The sequence below is a fragment of the Candidatus Nitrotoga sp. M5 genome (assembly GCF_927904885.1).
Taxonomy (GTDB): domain Bacteria; phylum Pseudomonadota; class Gammaproteobacteria; order Burkholderiales; family Gallionellaceae; genus Nitrotoga.
On record NZ_CAKMNW010000070.1, the window covers coordinates 13,694 to 37,993 of the forward strand.

A 24,300-nucleotide genomic window follows, 5' to 3' on the forward strand; every position below is an offset into this window, starting at 1 on the left:
GCTATCGTACCAGCACAAATTTTCATAGCAATATTTGATCCACTGCAGTCATCCCGAGCATGCCATTATTCTTACGCAAAAACAGCACATAACCGAAAGCAGTTCCCGAGAAAAATCGCTCAATATATCGTCCAGCGCATCCCAATTGCCACCGAACCAATCCGTCACGCGAATTGCCTGTGCAATGGCAGCGATAAACTTTTTCTTGCCATCTGCCTTAGCCAAATCAATGATGCACCGAAAATTCGGTAATGGTTCGCGACGCAATCACACTCAACATATTGAACACAAGTAATGTGCCGTGCATCACGATTACGTACTCGGCTCACACCCATCATAAACTCATGACAGAACTCTAAATACTTTTACTAGCTACCTCACGATGTTTGAGTAGAGTACATACCCTGCAGATCAATTTCAAAGTTCAATTTTATTGCGCTGTGTGTACGTTTATGGCCATATCTAATGAAGTCATACTAAGACTTCAAATTTCTACGCTTACACAGCAAACCACCAATACTGTCACTCTAATCTTTCGTCACTTCCACTGTTGCTTGCACTTTCTGACGCAAACGAATATGGAGCTCGTTCAGCTGTTTTTCGTCAACAGCACTGGGTGCCTGGGTTAGCAAACACTGCGCACGTTGGGTTTTGGGGAAAGCGATCACGTCACGAATTGATTCCGAACCACTCATAAGAGTAACAATGCGATCCAGGCCGAAAGCCAGCCCACCGTGCGGCGGCGCGCCATATTGCAATGCATCGAGCAGGAAACCAAATTTCAGTTGCGCCTCTTCCTCACCGATGTTAAGTGCACGGAATACTAATGACTGAGTTTCTTCCTTATGGATACGTACAGAGCCACCACCAAGTTCCCAACCGTTCAACACGATGTCGTATGCCTTTGCCAGACAGCGTCCAGGGTCATCTTCCAACAGATGGAGATGCTCATCCTTGGGTGCGGTGAACGGGTGATGGCAGGCATCCCAACGCTTAGCCTCATCATCATATTCAAACATGGGAAAATCCACCACCCACAGTGGTGTCCATGCTGCACCACTAACATACTGCTTCTCATGGCCAATCTTGGTGCGTAACGCGCCGAGCGCGTCATTCACTACTTTGGCTTTGTCCGCTCCAAAGAATATCAAGTCACCATTCTGTGCGCCGGTACGAGCCATGATTATTTTAAGCGCATTTTCATTCAGATTCTTCACGATGGGTGATTGCAGGCCAGTTTCGTTTAACTGAGTCACGTCATTGACTTTAATGTAGGCCAATCCGCGTGCACCGTAGATGCCAACGAACTTTGTGTACTCATCAATCTCGCCGCGCGTAAATGAGCTACCTCCCGGCACACGTAAAGCTGCCACACGCCCGTTAGCTTGATTGGCTGGAGTAGAAAACACCTTAAAGGCCACATCTTTTACCGCATCTGAAACATCGGTTATTTCCAGCGTCACTCTCAAATCGGGTTTATCTGAACCAAAGCGCGCCATCGCCTCAGCGTGAGAAATACGCGGAAACGGATTAGGCAAAACGGTACCCAATACCTCTTTAAATACGGTGCGTAGCATTTCCTCCGTCAGCATCATAATCTGCTCTTCGTCCAGGAATGAGGTCTCAATGTCAACCTGAGTAAATTCAGGTTGGCGGTCTGCACGCAAATCTTCGTCGCGAAAGCATTTGGTGATTTGATAGTAACGGTCGAAACCTGCCACCATGAGCAGCTGCTTGAATAGCTGAGGCGATTGCGGTAACGCAAAGAACTCTCCTGCATGAACGCGTGATGGTACCAGATAGTCGCGCGCACCTTCTGGTGTGGATTTAGTCAGCATCGGCGTTTCAATATCGATGAAACCCTTTGTATCCAGGAAACGGCGGAACGCCATTGCTGTCTTGTAACGCAGTATCAGGTTTTTCTGCATCTGTGGACGTCGCAGGTCAATCACGCGGTGTGTCAGCCGCACGTTCTCCGAAAGATTCTCGTCATCCAGCTGAAACGGCGGCGTAAGCGCGGAATTCAGCACTTCGATTTCATTGCATAGAATTTCGATCTCACCGCTACCAAGGTTGCTATTGGAACTGCCTTCCGGGCGACGGCGCACGCGTCCGCTAATACGCAGCACGAATTCGCTGCGCACCGATTCAGCTATTTTGAACATATCAGCCCGATCTGGGGCGCATACCACTTGTGCCAGCCCTTCGCGGTCGCGAAGATCAATAAAAATCACCCCTCCGTGGTCACGGCGACGGTGTGCCCAGCCACATAAAGTAACAACTTGGCCAAGATTTGAAACGTTAAGATGTCCGCAGTAATGAGTTCGCATATTTTTAATAAGTTAATCTAAATAAATCAGGGGGAAGGTATTAATTTTTTGGCGGATAAGACATAGCGGGGGTGGCAACTACGCCCATTGAAATAATGGATTTCAGAGCCATATCCACGCTAATGTTGATCTCGATGGTATCAGCACGGCGCACATAGAAATAAAACCCGTTTACTGGGCTCGGCGCAGTGGGAATAAACACCCCCACATACTCATCTTTAAGTTGTTGCGTCACCTCACCCGGAATAGCAGTCTGGAATGCCAACGACCATGCCTCGGGGTGCGGATACCGCACTAGCAACACTTTACGAAAAGCAAGTCCTTTACTGGACAGTAGCGTATCGCTAACCTGTTTCACGCTGTGGTAAATACTACTTACTACAGGAATGCGTCGTAACAGACCTTCCCAGTAACGCAACAAACGCTGTCCTAGAACATTATGCACCAGTAAACCGGTACCTAGCACAATCACTACGGTGAGAATTACGCCCAAACCGGGAATGTGAATACCGAGGAGTTTTTCTGGATACCAATTTACTGGCAATAGCAGCAAGCTCTGGTCTAGCGTGCTAATTATCAGATCTAGAACCCAGAGGGTAATGCCAAGCGGAACCCACACCAATAGTCCGGTGAGTAAATATTTTTTCACCCGTTGCCACCCGTAGTCGGCGTAGGAGTATTAACGGTTTTAGCAGCTGGCTCTGCTTTAGTTTCGGGCTTACTGCCCGAATTCTTAAAATCCGTAGCATACCAGCCACTTCCTTTGAGTTGAAAGCCAGCAGCTGAAAGTTGTTTGCTGAATGTAGGCTTGCCACATGCAGCACATATGGTCAACGGCGCATCGCTGATCTTTTGTAAGACATCTTTTTGCACACCACAACTGCTGCAACGATATTCGTAAATAGGCATGGCCTCCTCCTAGGATTCAAAAAGGCGTGCATTATACCGCAGCCTTACGCCAGATGCCTGAGTCCAAACCATCCACCGTCCACTCTCCAATCTGATAACGTATCAAGCGCAAGGTAGGGTAACCTACCGCGGCTGTCATGCGGCGTACCTGACGATTTTTACCCTCGCGAATAATCAGTTCCAGCCAACTCGTTGGTTTATCTTTACGCTTACGGATAGGAGGAGTGCGCTGCCATAAGTTTGCCGGCACTTCCATCAGCCTTGCTTTAGCAGGCAAAGTTACGAAGCCAGGCAGTTTTACCCCACTCCGCAATTGCGCTAGAGCCGTCTCGGTTGGCTTGCCTTCCACTTGCACCCAATAAACCTTGGCTAACTTGTAGAGTGGATCAGTAATGCGGTGCTGCAGCAAACCGTCATCAGTGAGCAATAGCAATCCTTCGCTGTCTGTGTCCAGCCGTCCCGCTGGATAGAAGTCGGGAACCGCGATATAATCAGCCAGCGTTGGATGCAGGCCGTCGCGGCTAAACTGACAGATCACGCCATAAGGTTTGTTGAACAACAGGATGCGACTCATCCGACTTTCCCACTTACTAAAACGATCCATATTACCCCAAGCTCTTCATCGGGGAGAGAAAACACATGACCCAACACATTAAAGTGCCGCCTCAAGGCCAGAGAATTACCGTTAACAAAGACTGCACACTGAACGTGCCAGATCAGCCTATTATCCCCTTCATTGAGGGTGATGGCATAGGCGTGGACATCACCCCTGTTATGCGAAGCGTAGTGGATGAGGCAGTTTCCAAAGCCTACGATGGTAAACGCCAAATCGCATGGATGGAAGTATATGCCGGTGAAAAAGCGGTAAATGTCTATGGCAACGATACATGGTTGCCCGATGAAACAGTAGAAGCAGTGCGCAACCATGTTGTGTCCATTAAAGGCCCACTCACCACCCCTACTTCCGGCGGCATGCGCTCACTCAATGTGGCGTTGCGTCAGCAACTCGACCTGTATGTATGCTTACGTCCAATTAGATGGTTCAAAGGTGTTCCTACTCCAGTGATATCTCCAGAGAAAGTAGATATGGTGATTTTCCGTGAAAACACTGAAGACATTTATTCTGGTATCGAATGGGAAGCTGGATCGCCTGAAGCAAAAAAAATCATCAAATTCTTACACGATGAAATGGGCGTGACGAAAATTCGTTTTCCAGAAACTTCTGCTATCGGCATCAAGCCGGTGTCTATCGAAGGCAGTGAACGTTTAATTCGTCGCGCCATCCAGTACGCTATAGATCATAAGCGCAAGTCCGTCACCCTGGTGCATAAGGGCAACATCATGAAGTTTACAGAAGGCGGCTTCAAGAAATGGGGCTACGAACTCGCCAAACGAGAATTCGGTGGGGTAGAAATCGACGGTGGGCCGTGGCTGAAACTGCCTGAAAAATATGGCGGTGGAGGTATCATCATTAAAGACGTAATTGCCGATGCTTTTTTACAACAAATTTTATTGGAACCTTCAGAATCTGACGTTATTGCCACCTTGAATCTCAACGGCGACTATATATCTGATGCACTAGCGGCTGAAGTCGGTGGTATTGGTATCGCTCCGGGCGCGAACCTGTCTGATAGCATTGCCATATTTGAAGCTACTCACGGTACTGCACCGAAATATGCTGGCAAAGATTTCGTAAATCCTGGTTCATTGGTTCTCTCAGCAGAGATGATGCTGCGCCATATAGGTTGGCCCGAAGCCGCCGATCTAATCATCAAGGGCATGAATGGGGCAATTGCCGCCAAGACTGTCACCTATGATTTCGCACGGCTGACCCAAGGGGCACAACAAATATCGTGCTCTGCATTCGGTCAAGCAATAGTTAAAAGCATGTAACTTACAGTAAGCTGATTGGGAAAGGATCAAGCGGGCATCTTGGCAAGTTACCCTCTAAAATCAATCAGCTGAAAACGGTGTTTTTAACTTTAAGGTTCCAGAATAAAAGTGCACTCTCTCGTTTCATCCGTTGACATAGGCTCAGTTTTTCCGCCTGCATATCTAATGCGTGGGCGCCAATACTATCTTGAAAAAAAAATTTCGGCACTAGATATTAGCCGAAATGGCGACTTGGTTACCGCAATTGTCGCAGGATCAAACAATAATCACTATCACGTCAATATCTTTCTGCAAGCGCAGCCGGGAGAACATGTGCTTGTCAACGGGAGATGCAGCTGCCCAGTAAACTACAACTGCAAGCATGTTGTAGCAACACTGCTCAAAGCTCAAGCTGAATCCCCGCTTGTAGTTCCTGCGCCAGCTGACGATACATCACCAAATGTTACGAGCTTATCAGATGAAATTTCCAACTGGCTAGACGACGTGTCGCGCGCAGCCATACCGACACTAGGCCGCGATACCTTGCCAGGGAACGTGTTGCAGCGTTTGCTGTATGTCATAAAATTAAATGATAGCAAGCCTGCGGGAGTGGAGGTAACATTTTTTACTGCCAGATTGCTAAAGGCTGGGGGGTATGGGAAAAAAACCCTTCATAATTCCATAGCTAATATCGTTATCGGCGCGACGCCATACTATTTTACCGAACGAGATCAAGAAATCATCACTGCATTAAATTTGTTGCGTGATACGGGCGGCTATTTAATTGGTGCACAGGGTGCTCGGTGGATGAAGGAAATGGTCGCCACCCGCAGGTGCTTCTGGGAAACACCTGACTCCATCCCACTGTCGCTTGGTGAAAAATACGTCACGCAACCTGCCTGGACCATTGACACGCAAGGCAACCAGCGGCTACAGATTGAAACAACACCACCGTCACTGGTGCTACCGTTTTCCCCCCCTTGGTATGTCAATGAAACCGAATTGGTCTGTGGCGAATTGGATATCGGCTTGCCAGACGAAATTGCTTACGCTCTGGTTACTGCACCAACGATTCCATCAGCACTGGCTGGCCATATCGGCAAGGAATTAACACGAAATCTGCCTGGTATAAAGCTTCAGCTGCCGCTGGTGCTGCAAGAAAGAAAGGTAAACGACCGACACCCTGCTCCGTGTTTACGATTTTATACAGTAGCATTAAATCCGCCGCCTTTTTTGGGCTCGTTCTACGCTAAAGATGACCATGACGATGAGCCGAAAACACTCGACTTGGTGCGCCTTGAATTCGATTATGGTGGCGTGCGAATTGACGCCATGTCACTCGAGAAGTCAATAGCACTGCGTAGTGGTGATGAATTATTGCGCATCGACCGTGATGTCACCGCCGAAGAGAATTATTTAGCCGAGCTCACCAGCTTGGGGTTTTTTTTTGTTGATTTATCGATTTTTTCCGAATTACATAAAAAACACAATGGTTCTTTTATTCTGGGCGGGGATGACAAAGAGTGGATCAATTTTTGCCTTGTCAATCTGCCTGATCTGCGAGAATTTGGCTGGCAAATCGAAATGGAATCAAGTTTTAATTTTCGTTTCGCAGAAATTGAAGACTGGACCGCAACTATCAGTGAGGAGGCTGAGAACAACGACTGGTTCAGCCTGGCGCTGGACATTCAGGTAGATGGGCTACCTGTCAACTTGCTACCCATATTGCTGGATTTGATTCGTCAGTTTCCAGAACAAATGAGCACTCAGGCACTAGCGCAGCTTAGCGCCGAAAACATACCGCTCGTAGCACGTCTTGCTGATGGACGTTTGGTGACGTTACCGATTCCCCGTATACAAAATATTCTGTCTGTACTGGTGGAGCTTTTCGATAAGGATGCAGCGCATAATTTGCAGCGAATCGAGTTGTCTTCGGTTCAGGCGGGTCGCCTGGCAGAGATGCAAGAAATTGCGGGTTTGCGCTGGTTGGGCGGCGAGCGTTTACGTGAATTAGGACGCAAATTACGCGACTTCAATGGGATTCAGCCGGTTGCAGCGCCTACTGGCTTGAAGACCGATTTGAGAGGTTATCAACAAGAAGGGCTTAACTGGCTGCAGTTTCTGCGCGAATATGAACTGGCCGGCATTCTGGCCGACGATATGGGGCTAGGTAAAACCGTGCAAGCGTTAGCCCATCTTCTGGTAGAAAAAGAATCCGGTCGTATGAACCTTCCTAGCCTGGTAGTCGCACCCACCAGCCTGATGTTCAACTGGCTGCGGGAGACAGAGCGTTTTGCGCCAGATTTACGCGTATTGGTATTGCAGGGACAATTGCGCAAGCAACATTTCGAATTTATCGGGGCTTATGACTTGGTGCTCACCACCTATCCCTTACTACCACGCGACAAAGAGGTGTTGATTGGGCAAGAGTTTCATTTGCTAATCCTTGATGAAGCTCATATTATAAAAAATCCAAAGTCGCAAGCCACTCAGATTGTTCATCAGCTCAAAGCGCGCCACAGACTTGCGCTAACTGGCACGCCCTTGGAAAATCACCTAGGTGAATTGTGGTCGCTGTTTCATTTTTTACTACCAGGATTATTGGGCAATGATAAAAAGTTTCGTAAGTTGTTCCGCACGCCCATCGAAAAACAAGGTGATAACAGCCGACGCGCTGCACTTTCACGCCGCATCGCCCCATTTCTACTGCGCCGCACTAAAGCACAAGTAGCCAAAGAATTACCACCTAAAACAGAAATAATTCGCTCCTGCGCACTATCCGGCGCTCAGCGCGACTTATACGAAACTATCCGAGTCGCCATGCACGAAAAAATTCGCATGGAAATTGATATGAAGGGCATGAGTCGCAGTCATATTATTATTCTTGACGCACTGCTTAAATTACGTCAAACCTGTTGCGACCCAAGGCTGCTTAAATTGCCTGCTGCTAAGCAGGTAACACATTCTGCAAAATTGGAGCTCCTAATGTCCTTACTGCCAGATATGGTCGAAGAGGGACGAAGCATTCTGTTGTTCTCTCAATTTACGTCTATGCTGGCATTAATTGAATTAGAACTTGTTAAATTTAATTTGCCCTATGTCAAACTTACCGGGAACACTCGCGATCGCGCCACACCCGTAAAACGTTTCCAAAATGGAGAGGTCCCAATTTTCCTGATCAGTCTCAAAGCGGGCGGTGTAGGGCTGAACCTCACCACCGCTGACACCGTAATTCATTACGATCCGTGGTGGAACCCTGCTGTAGAAAATCAGGCTACTGACCGCGCCCATCGCATAGGCCAAGAAAACCCAGTTTTCGTCTATAAGCTGATAACTGAAAGCACGGTGGAAGAAAAAATTGTTGCAATGCAAGGAAAGAAACGTGTCTTGGCGCAAAGCATTCTCGATGAAAACGGAGAAGCTGTTGCTCCTCTTTCCACAGAAGAACTAGCAATGCTATTCGAGCCGTTGCAAACATAAAAGAGTCAACCATCAAATAGATTGAGCAGAGCATCCGAATTCAGGACCTCACAAGTGTGACAAATCACACTATTTGATGGGAAAACTATAGGCTTTGTGCTTCACCATAGATCTTATCAGGCAATTGAAATTAATGAAAAAAGCCCGCTTAAGCGAGCTTTTTTCAAATCAAGAACCTAACTTAAGGAGCCTGAATATTGGCAGCCTGCTTACCTTTAGGACCTTGAACAATATCAAAAGTAACTTGTTGGCCTTCTTTAAGAGACTTAAAGCCACTCATAGTAATTGCGGAAAAATGTGCGAATAAATCTTCGCTACCATCATCCGGAGTTATAAAACCATATCCTTTTGCGTCATTGAACCATTTTACTGTACCGTTCGCCATGTCATACTTCCTTAACTAAAAAACCGGGAGGATTCCCGTTAAAACTGTTTGAATTCAAAGATCGTACATGGCAAAACCAGTACTGTAGGTAACTTGCATTCAAACACCCATGCACTTTTTACTCTTATTTGGACGATTTCGTCAAGACTTATGCACTATATTTTCAGAAGTACTTGAAAAAACCTCATGAATCACCGAACATAACGTTATACATAAATGTAACAATTACAACTATGGCAACCAAATATGAAAACACATCTATACTGAAACCAGAGCGGAGTAAGATTAAACCGCCAAAACCATATAAAGTACTGTTATTTAACGATGAATACACAACAATGGATTTTGTCATCGAAGTTTTGCAAACATTTTTTTCGATGAACCGAGAACGCGCCATTCAATTGATGCTCAAAGTACACCATGAAGGATTGGCAATATGTGGTGTGTATACTAAAGATATTGCAGAAACGAAGGTGGCACAGGTATCGGCATTTGCCAAACAGCACGGACATCCGCTACGATGTGACTCAGAGGAAACCTAATTATGATCGCGCAAGAACTTGAAATTAGCCTACACTTGGCATTCGTAGAAGCACGTCAGAAACGCTTCCAATTTATCACGGTGGAGCACCTGCTACTTGCTATGCTGGATAACTCTTCTGCGGCACACGTATTGCGCGCTTGCGGGGCAGATATTGAAGAGTTGCGCGCAGTATTAACCGACTTTATTACTACCCATACACCAATCGCGCCCGGTACCAGCGAAGTAGACACACAGCCCACTGTCGGCTTCCAGCGAGTCATCCAACGTGCCATCTTACACGTGCAATCATCTAACAAAAAAGAAGTTTCCGGCGCCAACATTCTGGTTGCTTTGTTTAGTGAAAAAGATTCCCATGCTGTATTTTTCCTGAATCAACGCGCCATCGCCAGGCTGGATGTCGCAAACTATATTGCCCATGGAATCGAAAAAACGGATCAATCAAGTACCCAGAAATCAGCAGATACTGAAATGGAGCAAGAGCCAAACCAGAAGAGCGCCCTGTTCGACTATACGATTGATCTCAACGCCCAAGCATTGGATGGGAAAATCGATCCACTAATCGGACGAGAAACCGAGTTGACGCGAGTTATTCAAACCTTGTGCCGCCGTCGTAAAAACAATCCACTACTAGTCGGTGAGGCTGGTGTAGGCAAAACGGCTATCGCCGAAGGCTTAGCGCGCCGGATCAATGAAAACAACGTTCCGGAAATTCTCAAAAATGCTCATATCTATTCTTTAGACATGGGTGCACTACTGGCTGGCACTAAATATCGCGGTGACTTTGAGCAACGTTTGAAGGCAGTACTCAAAGAATTAGCCGATGAGCCTCATGCCATTCTGTTTATCGACGAAATACATACCCTAATAGGAGCAGGCGCAGCCTCGGGTGGCACCATGGATGCTTCCAGCTTACTCAAGCCAGCACTTTCAAATGGCTCGCTTAAGTGTATTGGCGCTACTACCTATCAAGAATATCGCGGCATTTTCGAGAAAGATCATGCGCTATCGCGCCGTTTCCAAAAAGTGGATGTGTCAGAGCCATCAGTTGAGCAGACTGTTGAGATTCTTAAAGGGTTAAAGTCTCGCTTCGAAATTCATCACGGTATCAAATACAGCTCCGCTGCACTCACCAGTGCGGCCGAGCTTTCAGCGCGTTTTATCAATGACAGGCATCTTCCTGACAAAGCAATTGACGTGATAGATGAAGCGGGTGCTGCACAACGCATATTGCCAAAATCAAAGCAGAAAAAGCTTATCGGCAAGAATGAAATCGAGGAAATCATTGCCAAGATTGCGCGCGTACCCTCACGTACCGTTTCTTCTGATGATCGCAATCTGTTGAAAACACTAGATCGCGACCTCAAGACCGTAGTGTTCGGCCAAGATGCCGCCATTGACGTGCTAGCACGTGCCATGAAAATGTCTCGGAGTGGCTTGGGCAATCCTCAAAAACCGATTGGCAGCTTTTTATTTTCTGGCCCTACCGGTGTGGGCAAAACCGAAGTAGCCCGTCAACTTGCCTTTTCAATGGGCATGCCACTTCACCGCTTTGACATGTCTGAATATATGGAACGACATGCCGTGTCCCGCCTTATTGGGGCGCCACCGGGCTATGTTGGTTTCGATCAGGGCGGCTTACTCACCGAAGCAATCAACAAGCAGCCTCATTGTGTGTTGCTACTAGACGAAATCGAGAAGGCGCATCCGGATATATTTAATATTCTTCTACAAGTGATGGATCACGGTACTCTCACTGACAACAACGGGCGCAAAGCGGATTTCCGAAATGTGGTTATTATTATGACCACCAATGCGGGTGCCGATGCCTTAAGCAAGGTACAAATAGGTTTCACCAAGAGCGGAGTGAGCGGAGACGAAGCGGCCGAAATCAAGCGGCTATTCACCCCAGAATTCCGTAACCGATTGGACGCTACTATTTCCTTCGCAGCATTGAATAAAGAAGTCATTTTACGCGTTGTAGACAAGTTCTTGATGCAGCTCGAGGGACAACTACACGAGAAAAAAGTTGAAGTCATCTTCACCGATGCACTCAAAGATTTCCTCGCCAAAGACGGCTTCGATCCGCTAATGGGCGCCCGCCCGATGGCGCGTTTGATTCAAGACACCATACGTAGCGCACTAGCAGACGAATTATTGTTTGGGAAGCTATCTAATGGCGGCAAAGTGATCGTCACGGTAGATAAGGACGATAAGGTGCAACTAGAGTTTACTGAAGAAGTGGCTGTTGCTTAATTTAATTTCCTTACTTCACCTTAACAATTCATTAATACGCCAAACACCGTCACAGTATTTTGTACTATATAACTCATATTGAGTGGCGGTGTAGTAATTCGTACCCCCCACTTAAGAAACATTAGTGAGTGTGCGATTAATCAGAATTGGCAGGAAAATATTCGATATTGCCGATATGCAGGATATTAAAGTACAAAGCGCCTCTAAAAATTCCTTTTTTATGCAAAATCAGGCACGAGTTATAAATTATAGCCCCGCATATAGTTGATATGCAGGAAATAAATTTTTTTCGAGTAACGCAGTATTGTGACGCAACGCAGGCAAGCTACAAAGCAGCTACTCGCTAAATTGCGATTTTTAGAGGTGTCCTACAGATATTTGAACTGACGCTTTCTTGAAGATTTAATCAATACTATGTTCGCGTAACTAAAAGAAGCTAGCAATTATCCTTCCAACGATTGGACTAATTTTTTGCAAGTCGCAGGGAAAAGATTAATTCCAAACAGTGCAGTTACGCCCTATTTCTTTAGCTTTATACAACCGCTTATCAGCAAGTTGCAATAACATTTCAGCATTTAACAATGCTGGAGATTTACTGGCCACCCCAATGCTAACAGTGACTTTTGTATCCAAGTGAATAACTTTCGCAGCTACATTCAGGCGTAGTCTTTCTGCATACTGATAGATCTGGTCCGTTTGTGCGTCTGGACAAATCACTAAAAACTCTTCTCCACCAAAGCGGCACACCATATCCTGTTTGCGTGCAGATACACGTAAAATTTGCGCCACCTGTTTCAGCACATCATCCCCTACTTTGTGGCCATAAGTATCGTTAACCTTCTTAAAGAAATCTACATCTACCATCATGCAAGAAAACGGACGGCCACTGCGTTCTGCCATTGCCCACTGTTGCTCAAGATGGTCATTCGCATGACGACGATTGGGCAAGCTTGTAAGTACATCAGTAAGCGCCATTTGTTGTAACCTTTGGTTTGATGCCGCCAACTGCGCTGCTACTACACGTAACTGCTTATAATCAAGCTCCCGTTCATCCTGTAACTGAACCATGCGCTGAATAGCAAACAACCTCGCACCTAGCGCTTTCGAATTAACAGGTTTGATTAAGTAGTCGGAGGCTCCAACCTCAAATATTTCTTCAATCCTATCCGAACTTTCTTGATTCATCATGACGAATACAGTGACATTTCGCCATAACTCATTACTTCTAAGCGCCTTACAAAATTCGATGCCATTCATTTTAGGCATGTGCCAGTCTGTAATGATAAGTTGAGGTATGAATTTATCGAGCATACTTACCGCTTCGACTCCATTTTCTGCAGTAGCAACTGCATGTCCAGCCTTGGTCAGCAATCGTTTCAAAACCGATGTCGTTGCATAATCATCCTCCACTACCAGAATTCGCAATGCATAGCTTGCCCCGAGACTAATCTCTGGCACCCCATCATCCAACGTTTCCAGCTCGGATGGCGGTGCGTTTTGCAACATCTCCTTGAAAAGGGGTATCTCTGTCGAACGAATGCCGAACAATTTGCTCCATTCACGCCATTCTTGCACCGTCCTATCGCATAACTCAGTAAAGACATCCACCTCCAAACCCAGCCTGGCAGCGGTTCTAATCAATTTTGGCACCATTTCGTGCCGTTGTTGCCCATGCGATAGACACGTTTTGGAAAGATAATTTGCGATATGTAAGATATTCAGAATATGCCAGTGGCGATTGCCTTCGGTAAGATCAGATAGAGCTGGATTTTCGTGATGTAAAACGGCCAGCTGGAATGATTGTGGCAGACCCCAGTCCGCTAACATCTCTTTAGTAAGCTGATTGTGATCCAGCCCGAATTCAGTACGTTCAAGATCGATTAATGAAGTACCGGAGTCTACCGCTCTGGCCTTTTCAAGAATATGAGAATACTCTTGAGGGTATGCTGTTGCTAGACCCAGGGAGCCAACTTGACTCAGTAAGCCTAGTATAAATATTTCCTCCGTAGCGCCCATGCTACGACCTTCTACAAAGTTTTTAGCAGCAATTGCTGTCAACAAGGATTGCGACCAAAAATTTTGGTAATCAAATTTTTGGCAGGCTCCATCGCGGCCCCCTTCTACTAGCGACAAACCCAACACCATATTACGTACAATACTCAAACCTAATGACATGACCGCATCTGCTATAGATACAATAGGTCTTGTCTGGTAGGACATAAGCACATTGGCCATCTTGATTAACCGACCTGACAATGCCGGGTCGGTTTTTAACGCGTGTGCAATCTCCCGAGTTGTTACATCTTCTTTCAAGGTAAGCTGAATTATTTTCAGCGCTAAACCTTTAGGAGATGGCAACTGATTTTTTGCCTTGAGTGTTTCAAAGACAGCGTTAACCATAGTTTAATTCACTATTAATCTGGCCAAATATAACTTCCAATGCAATATTTTCAGCTTACGCACTATAAGCTCGACGATGGCGAATGAATTGGCGCAATGCTGGCAGTAATGAAATTATAATGACAATGAGAACCATCAAGGTCAAATTATCTTTCACCACTGGAATATTGCCTAAAAAATAACCTCCTAATGTAAATAGGCTAATCCACGCAATACTGCCTAACGCGCTGCACAACATAAACATGCGATAGCGCATCAAACCAATACCGGCTACGAATGGTGCAAATGTTCGTACGATGGGCAAAAAGCGAGCAAACAGTATTGCCTTGCCTCCGTATTTCTCGTAAAACACCTGCGTTTTCTCTAAATGTTCATGTTTGAGGATACGCGAATTGGCCCGCCTAACTAAACGCATACCTACCAACCGACCGATCCAGTAGTTGGTGTTATCACCTGAAAATGATGCAACCATAAGCAATGGCATTATCAGCTCGAGTTCCAACGCGCCAGCCCCACACAGCGCACCTACCACGAACAACAACGAATCTCCCGGTAGGAATGGCATGACCACTAGCCCAGTTTCGCTGAAAATAATCAGAAACAGGATGGCATAAATCCACATGCCATATGACTGCATAATTGCTAATAGGTGAACATCCAGATGCAGGACAATATCTATAAAAGAGGTAAGTAGTTCCACGATCTAGGGTAAAGCTTCTTCAGTTACTTTTTCTGGCTTAATGAAATCCTCGCGCGAAACGCCCATCAGAAGTAGCAAAGGACTGGCCACCAACACCGAGGAATAAATACTGAATAGAATGCCAATGGTCAACGCCAGCGCAAAATAATGCAACGCTTCTCCACCCAGAAACAGCATCGCTGTCACCATCATCTGGGTAGAGAGGTGGGTAATGATAGTTCGCGACATAGTGCGCGTAATCGCGTTGTCGATTATTTCGGGTACCTCCGTCTTGCGCATCTTACGAAAGTTTTCCCGAATACGATCAAACACCACCACTGATTCATTTACCGAATAACCCAGCACAGCTAACAGCGCAGCCAGAACAGTGAGTGAGAAATCCCACTGAAAGAATGCAAAAAAGCCAATGATAATTACTACGTCATGCAAATTGGCGACTATCGCGGCAACGCCGAACTTCCACTCGAATCGCAGCCAAAGGTAGCACGAGATGCCAATGGAAACCAGCAACAACGCAAGCGCACCATTCTCCACTAACTCTTTGCCTACTTGCGGCCCGACAAAGTCAACACGGCGCATTTCCACACTAGGATCCTGTTCCTGCAACTTACTGAGAATCAGCTCGCTCAGATTCGCACCCACTGTATTTTGCTTAAGAGATACCTGTAGCAGCACATCATGGCTAGAACCAAAATTCTGCACCAATGCATCTTGCAAACCCATATCAGACAGTTGCTCACGCACATTGTTTAAGTCAGCAGCCTCAGCATAATGCACTTCCATCACCGTTCCACCGGTAAAATCCACACCGAAATTCAACCCCTTGGTTGCGATAAAAAATACCGCCAGAATAAATGTCGCCAGAGAAATTGTGGTGGTATACCGCCCATAGCTCATGAACGGGATGTTGCGTTTAAAGCTGAAAAATTCCATTTTTGCCTCTTTATACTTAACCGATGGAGATCTTGGTCAACCGTAGCTTACGCCCGTACATCAGGTTTACCAGTGCACGCGATATCATCATCGCACTGAACATCGAAGTAAGAATTCCTAAACACAATACAACAGCGAAACCGCGTACCGCACCGGAGCCAAACATAAACAGCGCCAGACCTGCGATCAAAGTGGTGATATTGGAATCAAGTATGGTACGGAACGCTTGTTCATATCCGGCATGGATGGATGCTTGTGGTGAATTTCCATTTCGCAGCTCCTCTCGAATGCGCTCATTGATCAAAACGTTAGCATCAATCGCCATGCCCAGCGTCAGCGCGATGCCAGCCATACCAGGTAAGGTCAGCGTGGCTTGCAACATGGACAACAATGCCACCAGCAATAATAAGTTAGCGGCTAATGCCAGAACGGAAACAGCACCAAACAACAGGTAATAGGCAATCATAAAAATCGCAATGGCGACAAAACCGATCTGCGTTGAACGAAACCCACGATCAATATTATCCGCGCCAAGACTGGGGCCAACTGTGCGCTCTTCGATGATTTCCATCGGTGCTGCTAGTGCACCAGCGCGCAGCAACAACGATATATCGTTAGCTTCTTTGGTGTTCATCTGTCCGCTAATTTGCACGCGGCCACCGCCAATTTCCTCACGAATCACTGGAGCAGTTACTACTTCGCCTTTACCTTTTTCAAATAGCACTATAGCCATACGCTTACCAACATTCTCGCGTGTCGCTTCTTTAAACTTACGCGTACCCACGCTATCCAGATTGATATGCACTGCTGGCTCATTGTTGGTACTGTCAAATCCCGCTTGCGCATCATTGATGCGCTCACCAGTGAGAATCACGTTTTTCTTTACCAGCAGTATAGAACCATCCCGATCCTTGAACATCTCGGTACCAAACGGCGGACTAGAACCCTCGCTGAACTGACGTTCATCATCCACCAGACGCACTTCAAGTGTCGCGGTGCGGCCAAGAATATCTTTCGCGTGTGCAGTATCCAGCACACCAGGGAGCTGCACCACAATTCGATCTAAACCCTGCTGCTGAATTACCGGTTCTGCCACACCCAATTCATTGATACGATTACGTAAAGTAACCAAATTCTGCTGCACTGCAAAATCCTGAATACGTTTTTCTTCTACTGGCTTCAAGGTGGCACGCAAAAGAATCTCGTTACCCTCATCCTTGTCATTGAAATCTAAACCAGCAAAACGTTGTTTGAGTTCACCCTCACCTTTGCTGCGCGTTTCCGCATCGCGGAATTTAATCGTAACCAATTTGCCGTCACGGTTAACACCAGAATAGGCAATATTTTCTTCACGGAGGGTGCTCCTGATATCGCCAGAAGCGGCTTCCAACGCTTTATCCAGCGCACCCTGCATATCGATCTGCAGCAAGAAATGAACCCCCCCACGCAAGTCCAACCCAAGATACATAGGCCGTGCATGTATAGCGGTTAACCACTGCGGCGAGCGTGACTGAAGATTGAGGGCAACCATGTAGTCATCGCCCAGCTTTGCCTGAAGAATGTCTTTGGCTTTAAGTTGAACATCGGTATTCTCAAAGCGAACTTTAACGCTAGTAGGATCCAGCATGCCCCCTTCTGCATTCAGGTTTGCCGCTTTAAGTGCTGCATCAACCTGTTTCAACAATGCATCATCTGCCTTTAAATTGGCGCGTATGGGCAACACCTGTACAGCAGGAGATTCACCATAAAAATTAGGTAAGGTATAAACTAGGCCACTAATAACTACGAAGAGAACAAGCAGGTATTTCCACAGCGGATAACGGTTCATTGCAGTACCTTAAATCGATTTAATTGTGCCTTTGGGTAGCACGGTTTGAACTGCACTTTTCTGAATTTGAACCGTAACGTTCTCAGCGATTTCCACGCTTAAATAATCCTCTCCAACCTTGGTTATTCGACCCAATTCTCCGCCAATTGTGACGATTTCATCACCTTTTTGCAGCGCAATCAGCATGGCCTTTTGTTCCTTGGCACGTTTCTGTTGTGGACGCAGCAGAAGAAAATAGAACACTACAATTACTGCGATTATAGGCAAAAATTCCAGGAATCCAGATCCGGATGGAGCCGTAGCGGTTTGAGCATAAGCGTTGCTAATCAACATGACACTTTTTCCAGTTAAAATTCGAAGCGGCGGATTTTAGCACGAACTGTCACGGGCTTGCCGAAACTGGGCAACGAACTGGTCGAACTGGTGGCTGGTTATAGCGGCGCGAATTTCACTCATCAACTCTTGGTAATAATACAAATTGTGAATAGTGTTAAGGCGCGAACCAAGTATCTCACCGATGCGGTGTAAGTGGTGCAAATAAGCACGAGTAAAATTACGACAAGTATAACAACCACATTGCTTATCAATCGGTTGAATATCGAGGCGATATTTGGCGTTCTTAATCTTAATATTGCCGTGACGGGTAAAAAGCATACCATTTCGCGCATTGCGTGTGGGCATCACACAATCGAACATATCTATACCATGTGCGACTGCATCCACCAAATCTTCAGGTGTACCTACGCCCATCAGGTATCGCGGCTTATCTCTGGGCAACTGCGGCGAGGTATGCCTCAGAATGCGCAGCATGTCTTCTTTCGGCTCTCCCACCGACAACCCACCTATGGCAAAGCCGTCAAAACCAATATTTACCAGCTCACGTAACGACTCATCGCGTAGATTTTCGAACATGCCACCCTGCACAATACCAAAGAGTGCATTGGTATTGCCTTCGTGCGCACGTTTAGAACGCTCCGCCCAGCGCAAGCTGAGGCGCATAGAATCAGCCGCTTGATTTTCATCCGCTGGATAAGGTGTACACTCATCAAAAATCATCACGATATCGGAATTCAACACTTTCTGAATTCGTATAGATTCCTCCGGCATCAGAAAACATTTATCACCATTCACTGGAGATTGAAACGTCACACCCTCCTCGGTAATCTTGCGCAACGCGCCCAAACTGAACACCTGAAATCCACCCGAATCAGTTAAAATCGGCCCATCCCATCCCATAAAGCCATGCAAGCCGCCATGCGCCTCAATAACATCAAGGCCCGGACGAAGCCATAGATGAAAAGTATTGCCCAGCACAATCTGGGCGCCAATTTCTCTTAACTCCAGAGGCGACATTGCCTTTACCGTGCCATAAGTGCCGACTGGCATAAAAGCGGGCGTTTCAACAATACCATGAGCTAAAGAAAGGGTCCCACGACGCGCAAAACCGTCAGTGGTTTTCAAACAAAAATCCATCAAAAATCTCCCTTAGTCGCAATTACCACTACTTTGAAAATGACTCAGGGATTACAAGGCACCTCTAAATATCTAACATTACGAGCAGCTGATTGTAAAGTTTGATATTTAGAGGTGCCTTAAATTAACTCGCATAAACCATACAACATCCTGCAACCATTCTCATGGCCAATACAGCTCCTACGTCTGCGTCATACCAACACTCTTCGCCGCCGCTGCCATAGCCCCATATCTACAACATTACATTCCATAATCCTAGCGTTGCATTACTTTGCGCCAATTTAAAGGTTCCACCTATAAGCATGGAAACGTTCCCGTAACGATTTCTAAGGCCAGCAATCCAAAAGCTGATCAGCCAATACAGTAAAGCACCAAGCGCAATTCTATACTCCATATTATCGCGATTGATAATCATATCAGACCCAAGCCACTTCCCCGCAGTTGCACCAACACCCATAAACGTAAATGCATTGAAATTTTAATTATAAAGGCACCACTATAATTTCAATTTTGCGAGCAACCGCTTCGCAGCTTGCTTACCTCGTTAAGGCAAAACAAGACGCGAGTCAAAAATTAAACGCAGCATATATTTTGATTTGCAGGTGATAATTTATTTGAGAAACGCGGTATTGTGACGAAGTTTGGATTTTGGAGGTGCCCTGAAAGCCATTGCGAAATATAGAAGTAATGATATACCAGCGGGCTCAAGCAGCAACCCCAGCAGTTAATGTTTATTCGTCGATATAACGAGCTTCATTTCAGTAGGTGCTCGTTATAAACAGCTACCGGTGATTGAAATTTGAGCAGTTTTCTTGGAAATGTATTCAACCTCAAGCAATTTCATTCAACTGTTCTTGCATGTAGGCAACATGCCTGCCTCTTCAGCAAATACTGGCGTAGTAACGCCATGCCTACAATACCCGTTGCCAGGCATAGTGCGGTCCAGGCAAGAACCCAAACGATTAACGCGTTGGCGTCTACTATTTCCAGTTGACCTTCGATACTATCGATTACGGTACATGAATACCAAATACCATGCGCTTATAGTTAATATCCACGAAACAGTTTTAAAGACAATCGAAGTGTCAATTAAACCCATCTGCAGTGCTAATGTGAAAGCGCTTAGATTGATGGCTATAATCGAACATACAAAATATAGTAAGAATGATTTCAGCATGGCTATTTCTCCTTTCTCATGACTTATCAATTAGACCTAACTATGTACAACTACATTATTTTCCTTACTCGGACGACGATAAACGCCTTTAACAACCTCACCGATAATCCCTCCAAAATTGGCAGCTTCCACTACCAGAATGAGACAAGGTCCCCAGTACGACAGGGGAACCAGGAAAAACATATCGACATCTGCAGAAGAGTTTTCGAAGTAGGTTAAATAGACAAAGCTGGTGCAACGTACAATCAGCGGGGGTAAGCAGGCCAACCATTTTCCACCTAGGCCAAAAATCCAGGAGACCAAGAATCCTGCAATGAATGGGACCAAAAATACATCTAACATCCACGCAAAATTAAATGTGGAGATGCCAGTAAATACTTCGATATTGACCCCCAGCGCCTTATCTCCCAAATAAATCAACACCGAGCCAGCAAGCACAGCAATAAATCCTTTGGCGTATCGAGAATTCATTTTCACTACTCCTTATTAATAAAGCCACTTGCCACTTTAAAGTTATTCAATAGTAGTTAATTGCTTTAGAGATATTTATATCCAACCTTATCTCTTAGTGCATACATTACTAGACAATAACCTGACAATACAGGTACAGTTACTTGCATATTTAACCAACCTGTACTGGTCCAATAACCATGCCAATATTAAATTTAGATTCAAACGATCCGTCACCGTTGATTGAACAGATCGCCAATGCCATCCAAAAAATGATAGATGACAAGGTAATGCGACCGGGCTCACGTATGACTTCGATACGGAAATTCGCTCAATACCACGGCGTAAGCCGCTTCACTGTTGTCCAGGCTTATGACAAATTAGTCGCGATGGGATATCTGCATTCGAGGCAAGGTTCTGGTTTTTATGTTTCATCTCGACCAACACCTCGTGATTTATCTGAAGCCGCATACAAACTCGATAGCGTAATAGATGTCGTTTGGCTGCTAAGGAATTCGCTAAAAGATCGAGCTAGCAAAACGATGCCCGGAGCATGGTGGCTTCCAGCCTCATGGATGGTAGAAACAGGCATCAAAAAAAGTTTGAGGGCACTGTCACTTAAAGATGGGGAGTTTCTTACCGCTTATGGTACGCCGGGCGGTTACTTACCCTTGAGGGATCTACTTCAAAGAAAACTATCTACGATCGGTGTTGTTGCAGATACATCGCAAATCATCCTGACCACAGGTGTGACGCATGCGATGGACCTGGTAACTCGATTCTTTGTACGGCCTGGTGACACTGTGTTAGTCGATGATCCGGGATACTTTATTCTGTTTGGAGGACTGAAATCATTTGGTGCGAAAATCGTCGGGGTGCCTTGGAATAATGACGGCCCTGATACCAGTGCGATGGAAACGCTGATCAAGGAACATCATCCCAAGCTTTTTTTTACGAATACAATTTTGCACAATCCTACCGGCGCCAGTATTAGCCAGCCCGTCGCTCATCGCATGCTTCAGCTGGCCGAAAAATACGACATGATTCTGGTTGAGGATGATATATACGGCGATTTCCACCCTACGATGGCGACTCGCCTTGCCACGCTTGACCAACTCAATCGAGTTATCTACGTAAGCAGTTTCTCGAAATCAGTCTCTGCAAGTCTGCGTGTTGGATATTTCGCATGTAACCGAGAAATTGCAGAGAACCTCTGTGATGTTAAGCTTTTGACAGGCCTTACCACTTCAGAAGTGAGTGAGCGATTAATGTATCAACTTTTGACTGACGGCCATTACCGAAAGCATCTGGATAAGCTTCGAGCAAAATTGCAGCTGGCGCGACAAACCACAATTACAAAACTTGAAAACCTCGGCTTTACAATATATTGCGAACCAGAAGGCGGTATGTTTGTTTGGGCAAAACTGAATGACGAAAGCAACGCGGCTGAAATTGCAAGCCTCGCTGCAATAGAAGGAATCATGCTCGCTCCCGGAAACATGTTCCGGCCACACCAGGAATCTTCACCTTGGTTCAGGTTTAACGTAGCACATTGCGGCGACGATGCAACGTTTGAGTTTTTTAAAGGTGGAGGTTTCAATACTGAAACGCCGCTTTTGTAGGTGATTTCAGGTGGCGAGCTGAGTTGAAATTGGAGCTACTTAAACGATAAATGAAAGGGACTAAAGGGTGCCTCTAAAAATTAAATTTTGCGAGCAGCCGCTTCGCAGCTTGCTTGCTTACCCCGTCGCTATGCAAGGCGCGAGCAAAAAATTTGAGCGCGGCATATGGTTGATATACAAGATACTTATCTTTTAGAGTAATGCAGCATTGTGACAAAAATTGAATTTTTAGAGGTGCCCTTTGGTATAAGCTTGCAAGAGCCTTGGATAAACAATCACCAACTCGGTAGTCCGCAATGGACCAATTGCGAACACCAAAAACTTGTCGAGTATTTTTTGAAATGTATCTTAGGGAGCGATTGGTTACAGGTATAGTTCCCCTGATTCCTAGGCAATAAATCAGGATGATAATCTGCTGCAATTGAGGGGCAGGTTATCAGTGAACCGAAGCACAAAAATTGATGTTAGTGAAAGACAGCATACGACACACACCGTCTCATCATGAAGCTTGCAGACGAAGCCCATTTTCGGCCATTCCGGTCTATGGCAACTTTCTGAATAGGCAGCCGAATCAGCGTGCAGGAAGGTCCGCTTTATATCATCCTTTAGAATGCAAAGTGAACAGGTGATTCAACATAATTCGAATGGTTCAAAGCATGCAATTGGATCGTCAAAAGAATTGTGCTATCCTGGACAAAACTGAGGAGCAATGAAATGACTGCTGTCGCCCCAACACTTGATGTATCCATCGAACGAATGAAAAAAGAAATTATTGAGGACATAAAAGCCGGACGAGTGCCCACAGATTGCCCCTCATTTTCAGCTCTTCACGATTACATGGATGCTAATTGCTATGGTGGATTCTGTGAGGATGATGTAATGCAATCCTTATTAGATCACTTCGGTGGGCGTGATGAAAATGAAGGCATGCCGGACGATCTGATGAACTACCTGAATGCTTCTCAAGATGCAATTGACCGCTGGATTAAAGACAGCGGCATTCAGAAACTTGCTCAGCACTCACCAATTTAATGTTCCAAACCCAATGCTAAGGAGATTGATGAACGTTCTGTGCTGGTATCCTCGTTGAGCAAGACGGCTGTTGGCATAGCATTCAACGCTATCATCAAAGGAACAGGTATTAATGACATTGGCGAAATCCTGCCTGATTGGAATGAGTCTCAACTCAACGAGGATGGCGATAAGATTTTTCGCTATCCAGGTAGAAATGGCAGGTTCTCACGCGGCAAAGACGGTGGCAAAGTCATAATTGGCAAGCGGGGATTCCTGGCGTGGTTATTAAATGAGTATCCACTCGATGAAAAAGTATATGGTGCGAATATCAGAAACGATACCGTATGGCCAGCGCTGATTCGGGGCGCACGAGAAGTAGAATCAGGAGGAATTGAATCTCAGTTCGTACCTATTACTGTTGCGGCCACTCAACCCTGACTGCTCCATTATCTCGCTTGATTTCATCTGGCAACCAATCCAGCCGTTCAGTTTCATTGCTCCGTAATCCACATTCCCACAAAACAATCACACGCCAGCCCTCCTGTATAACCGCCTCAATATATTTGTGATCACGTTCAATATTTTTCTGGAATTTTGCCAGCCAGCGGTCTTGGTTGCTCGCGGGGACATAGCTCAGGCTGCATCCTTCATGCCTATGCCAGAAGCACCCATGTACAAAAATCACCACGCGATAACGGGGCAGACAAATATCTGGGGAGCCTGGCAAAGATTTTTCATGCAGACGATAACGAAATCCTCTCCCATGAAGGAAACGTCGCACTTTCATTTCAGGCTGCGTATCCTTACCTTTGATCCCCGACATCATACGAGATCGCGTTTGTTTATCGACTATATCCACTAGTCCAGTTAATCTCTGTAAATTTCAGCTCCATATTACTAACAAAAGTATGCCTCAGACCACTCCAATTC

The 24,300-nt window shown here is 45.9% G+C and carries 22 protein-coding genes; 7 read left to right on the forward strand and 15 right to left on the reverse strand.

Annotation, left to right across the window (positions count from 1 at the left end):
* Window positions 1–48 precede the first annotated feature (48 nt).
* The 5 genes from MJ770_RS15725 to MJ770_RS13195 all read right to left on the reverse strand — a co-directional run bounded on the left by MJ770_RS15725 (window position 49) and on the right by MJ770_RS13195 (window position 3,813).
* Window positions 49–267, reverse strand: coding sequence for a barstar family protein (locus tag MJ770_RS15725; protein ID WP_445083163.1), 219 nt, complete (start codon window positions 265–267; stop codon window positions 49–51).
* Window positions 268–527: 260 nt separating this feature from the next.
* Complete coding sequence (aspS, locus tag MJ770_RS13180; RefSeq protein ID WP_239255185.1) at window positions 528–2,330, reverse strand: aspartate--tRNA ligase; 1,803 nt, start codon at window positions 2,328–2,330, stop codon at window positions 528–530.
* A gap of 40 nt (window positions 2,331–2,370) precedes the next feature.
* On the reverse strand, window positions 2,371–2,979 hold the full coding sequence (locus tag MJ770_RS13185) for a DUF502 domain-containing protein (RefSeq protein WP_239255187.1): 609 nt from the start codon (window positions 2,977–2,979) through the stop codon (window positions 2,371–2,373).
* Window positions 2,976–3,239, reverse strand: a complete 264-nt coding sequence (locus MJ770_RS13190) for an FmdB family zinc ribbon protein (RefSeq protein WP_239255189.1) — start codon at window positions 3,237–3,239, stop codon at window positions 2,976–2,978. The genes MJ770_RS13185 and MJ770_RS13190 overlap by 4 nt, the downstream gene beginning before the upstream one ends.
* 31 nt (window positions 3,240–3,270) lie before the next feature.
* The gene (locus MJ770_RS13195; protein WP_239255191.1) at window positions 3,271–3,813 is read right to left on the reverse strand and encodes a pseudouridine synthase; all 543 of its coding nucleotides are present in this window, start codon (window positions 3,811–3,813) and stop codon (window positions 3,271–3,273) included.
* Between the two features lie 65 nt (window positions 3,814–3,878).
* On the opposite strand from MJ770_RS13195, the gene icd reads away from it, so the two are divergent.
* Window positions 3,879–5,132 (forward strand): NADP-dependent isocitrate dehydrogenase, encoded by a 1,254-nt coding sequence (gene icd / locus MJ770_RS13200; protein WP_239255193.1) that lies wholly within the window; start codon window positions 3,879–3,881, stop codon window positions 5,130–5,132.
* Between the two features lie 165 nt (window positions 5,133–5,297).
* A complete protein-coding gene (locus MJ770_RS13205) occupies window positions 5,298–8,591 on the forward strand; it encodes a DEAD/DEAH box helicase (protein WP_239255195.1) in 3,294 nt (1,097 codons plus the stop codon).
* 181 nt (window positions 8,592–8,772) lie between these two features.
* On the opposite strand, the gene MJ770_RS13210 is transcribed toward MJ770_RS13205, so the two are convergent.
* A complete protein-coding gene (locus tag MJ770_RS13210) occupies window positions 8,773–8,976 on the reverse strand; it encodes a cold-shock protein (RefSeq protein ID WP_239233936.1) in 204 nt (67 codons plus the stop codon).
* Between the two features lie 233 nt (window positions 8,977–9,209).
* Here MJ770_RS13210 and clpS point away from each other — a divergent pair, with 233 nt between their 5' ends.
* Window positions 9,210–9,518 carry an ATP-dependent Clp protease adapter ClpS gene (gene clpS, locus MJ770_RS13215; protein ID WP_239255197.1) on the forward strand — a complete coding sequence of 103 codons (309 nt, stop codon included), beginning with the start codon at window positions 9,210–9,212 and terminating at the stop codon, window positions 9,516–9,518.
* 2 nt (window positions 9,519–9,520) lie between these two features.
* Complete coding sequence (gene clpA / locus MJ770_RS13220) at window positions 9,521–11,773, forward strand: ATP-dependent Clp protease ATP-binding subunit ClpA (RefSeq protein ID WP_239255199.1); 2,253 nt, start codon at window positions 9,521–9,523, stop codon at window positions 11,771–11,773.
* Window positions 11,774–12,265: 492 nt separating this feature from the next.
* Here the strand turns inward: clpA and MJ770_RS13225 are convergent, their stop codons facing one another.
* From MJ770_RS13225 to MJ770_RS13260, 8 genes are all read right to left on the reverse strand, one after another.
* On the reverse strand, window positions 12,266–14,173 hold the full coding sequence (locus tag MJ770_RS13225; RefSeq protein WP_239255206.1) for a diguanylate cyclase: 1,908 nt from the start codon (window positions 14,171–14,173) through the stop codon (window positions 12,266–12,268).
* A 55-nt stretch (window positions 14,174–14,228) separates the two neighbouring features.
* Window positions 14,229–14,873, reverse strand: coding sequence for a DedA family protein (locus tag MJ770_RS13230; protein WP_239255207.1), 645 nt, complete (start codon window positions 14,871–14,873; stop codon window positions 14,229–14,231).
* A gap of 3 nt (window positions 14,874–14,876) precedes the next feature.
* Entirely contained in the window at window positions 14,877–15,806 is a 930-nt protein-coding gene (gene secF / locus MJ770_RS13235) for a protein translocase subunit SecF (protein WP_239255208.1), read from the reverse strand.
* 16 nt (window positions 15,807–15,822) lie between these two features.
* Entirely contained in the window at window positions 15,823–17,634 is a 1,812-nt protein-coding gene (gene secD / locus MJ770_RS13240) for a protein translocase subunit SecD (RefSeq protein ID WP_239255209.1), read from the reverse strand.
* Between the two features lie 9 nt (window positions 17,635–17,643).
* Complete coding sequence (gene yajC / locus MJ770_RS13245) at window positions 17,644–17,967, reverse strand: preprotein translocase subunit YajC (protein ID WP_239255210.1); 324 nt, start codon at window positions 17,965–17,967, stop codon at window positions 17,644–17,646.
* Between the two features lie 36 nt (window positions 17,968–18,003).
* A complete protein-coding gene (gene tgt / locus MJ770_RS13250; RefSeq protein WP_239255211.1) occupies window positions 18,004–19,107 on the reverse strand; it encodes a tRNA guanosine(34) transglycosylase Tgt in 1,104 nt (367 codons plus the stop codon).
* A gap of 232 nt (window positions 19,108–19,339) precedes the next feature.
* Entirely contained in the window at window positions 19,340–19,564 is a 225-nt protein-coding gene (locus MJ770_RS13255) for a hypothetical protein (RefSeq protein ID WP_239255213.1), read from the reverse strand.
* A 756-nt stretch (window positions 19,565–20,320) separates the two neighbouring features.
* A complete protein-coding gene (locus MJ770_RS13260) occupies window positions 20,321–20,755 on the reverse strand; it encodes a hypothetical protein (RefSeq protein ID WP_239255215.1) in 435 nt (144 codons plus the stop codon).
* 179 nt (window positions 20,756–20,934) lie between these two features.
* Between MJ770_RS13260 and MJ770_RS13265 the strand changes: the two genes are divergently transcribed.
* The 3 genes from MJ770_RS13265 (at window position 20,935) to MJ770_RS13275 (ending at window position 23,808) form a co-directional block, all read left to right on the forward strand.
* Window positions 20,935–22,356 (forward strand): aminotransferase-like domain-containing protein, encoded by a 1,422-nt coding sequence (locus tag MJ770_RS13265; RefSeq protein WP_239255217.1) that lies wholly within the window; start codon window positions 20,935–20,937, stop codon window positions 22,354–22,356.
* A 714-nt stretch (window positions 22,357–23,070) separates the two neighbouring features.
* Window positions 23,071–23,388 carry a hypothetical protein gene (locus MJ770_RS13270; RefSeq protein ID WP_239255219.1) on the forward strand — a complete coding sequence of 106 codons (318 nt, stop codon included), beginning with the start codon at window positions 23,071–23,073 and terminating at the stop codon, window positions 23,386–23,388.
* 54 nt (window positions 23,389–23,442) lie between these two features.
* On the forward strand, window positions 23,443–23,808 hold the full coding sequence (locus MJ770_RS13275) for a hypothetical protein (RefSeq protein ID WP_239255221.1): 366 nt from the start codon (window positions 23,443–23,445) through the stop codon (window positions 23,806–23,808).
* Here the strand turns inward: MJ770_RS13275 and MJ770_RS13280 are convergent.
* The gene (locus tag MJ770_RS13280) at window positions 23,783–24,229 is read right to left on the reverse strand and encodes a very short patch repair endonuclease (protein ID WP_256448836.1); all 447 of its coding nucleotides are present in this window, start codon (window positions 24,227–24,229) and stop codon (window positions 23,783–23,785) included. The two genes, MJ770_RS13275 and MJ770_RS13280, sit on opposite strands and share 26 nt — an antisense overlap.
* Between the last annotated feature and the right edge of the window lie 71 nt (window positions 24,230–24,300).

What these genes read in the sequence shown, in the direction of transcription:
- aspS (WP_239255185.1), bottom strand. Translation starts at nt 2,330, where the DNA reads ATGCGAACTCATTACTGCGGACATCTTAACGTTTCAAATCTTGGCCAA.
- MJ770_RS13190 (WP_239255189.1), bottom strand. Translation starts at nt 3,239, where the DNA reads ATGCCTATTTACGAATATCGTTGCAGCAGTTGTGGTGTGCAAAAAGAT.
- MJ770_RS13195 (WP_239255191.1), bottom strand. Translation starts at nt 3,813, where the DNA reads ATGAGTCGCATCCTGTTGTTCAACAAACCTTATGGCGTGATCTGTCAG.
- icd (WP_239255193.1), top strand. Translation starts at nt 3,879, where the DNA reads ATGACCCAACACATTAAAGTGCCGCCTCAAGGCCAGAGAATTACCGTT.
- MJ770_RS13205 (WP_239255195.1), top strand. Translation starts at nt 5,298, where the DNA reads ATGCGTGGGCGCCAATACTATCTTGAAAAAAAAATTTCGGCACTAGAT.
- MJ770_RS13210 (WP_239233936.1), bottom strand. Translation starts at nt 8,976, where the DNA reads ATGGCGAACGGTACAGTAAAATGGTTCAATGACGCAAAAGGATATGGT.
- clpS (WP_239255197.1), top strand. Translation starts at nt 9,210, where the DNA reads ATGGCAACCAAATATGAAAACACATCTATACTGAAACCAGAGCGGAGT.
- clpA (WP_239255199.1), top strand. Translation starts at nt 9,521, where the DNA reads ATGATCGCGCAAGAACTTGAAATTAGCCTACACTTGGCATTCGTAGAA.
- MJ770_RS13225 (WP_239255206.1), bottom strand. Translation starts at nt 14,173, where the DNA reads ATGGTTAACGCTGTCTTTGAAACACTCAAGGCAAAAAATCAGTTGCCA.
- secF (WP_239255208.1), bottom strand. Translation starts at nt 15,806, where the DNA reads ATGGAATTTTTCAGCTTTAAACGCAACATCCCGTTCATGAGCTATGGG.
- secD (WP_239255209.1), bottom strand. Translation starts at nt 17,634, where the DNA reads ATGAACCGTTATCCGCTGTGGAAATACCTGCTTGTTCTCTTCGTAGTT.
- yajC (WP_239255210.1), bottom strand. Translation starts at nt 17,967, where the DNA reads ATGTTGATTAGCAACGCTTATGCTCAAACCGCTACGGCTCCATCCGGA.
- tgt (WP_239255211.1), bottom strand. Translation starts at nt 19,107, where the DNA reads ATGGATTTTTGTTTGAAAACCACTGACGGTTTTGCGCGTCGTGGGACC.
- MJ770_RS13255 (WP_239255213.1), bottom strand. Translation starts at nt 19,564, where the DNA reads ATGGGTGTTGGTGCAACTGCGGGGAAGTGGCTTGGGTCTGATATGATT.
- MJ770_RS13260 (WP_239255215.1), bottom strand. Translation starts at nt 20,755, where the DNA reads ATGAATTCTCGATACGCCAAAGGATTTATTGCTGTGCTTGCTGGCTCG.
- MJ770_RS13265 (WP_239255217.1), top strand. Translation starts at nt 20,935, where the DNA reads ATGCCAATATTAAATTTAGATTCAAACGATCCGTCACCGTTGATTGAA.
- MJ770_RS13270 (WP_239255219.1), top strand. Translation starts at nt 23,071, where the DNA reads ATGACTGCTGTCGCCCCAACACTTGATGTATCCATCGAACGAATGAAA.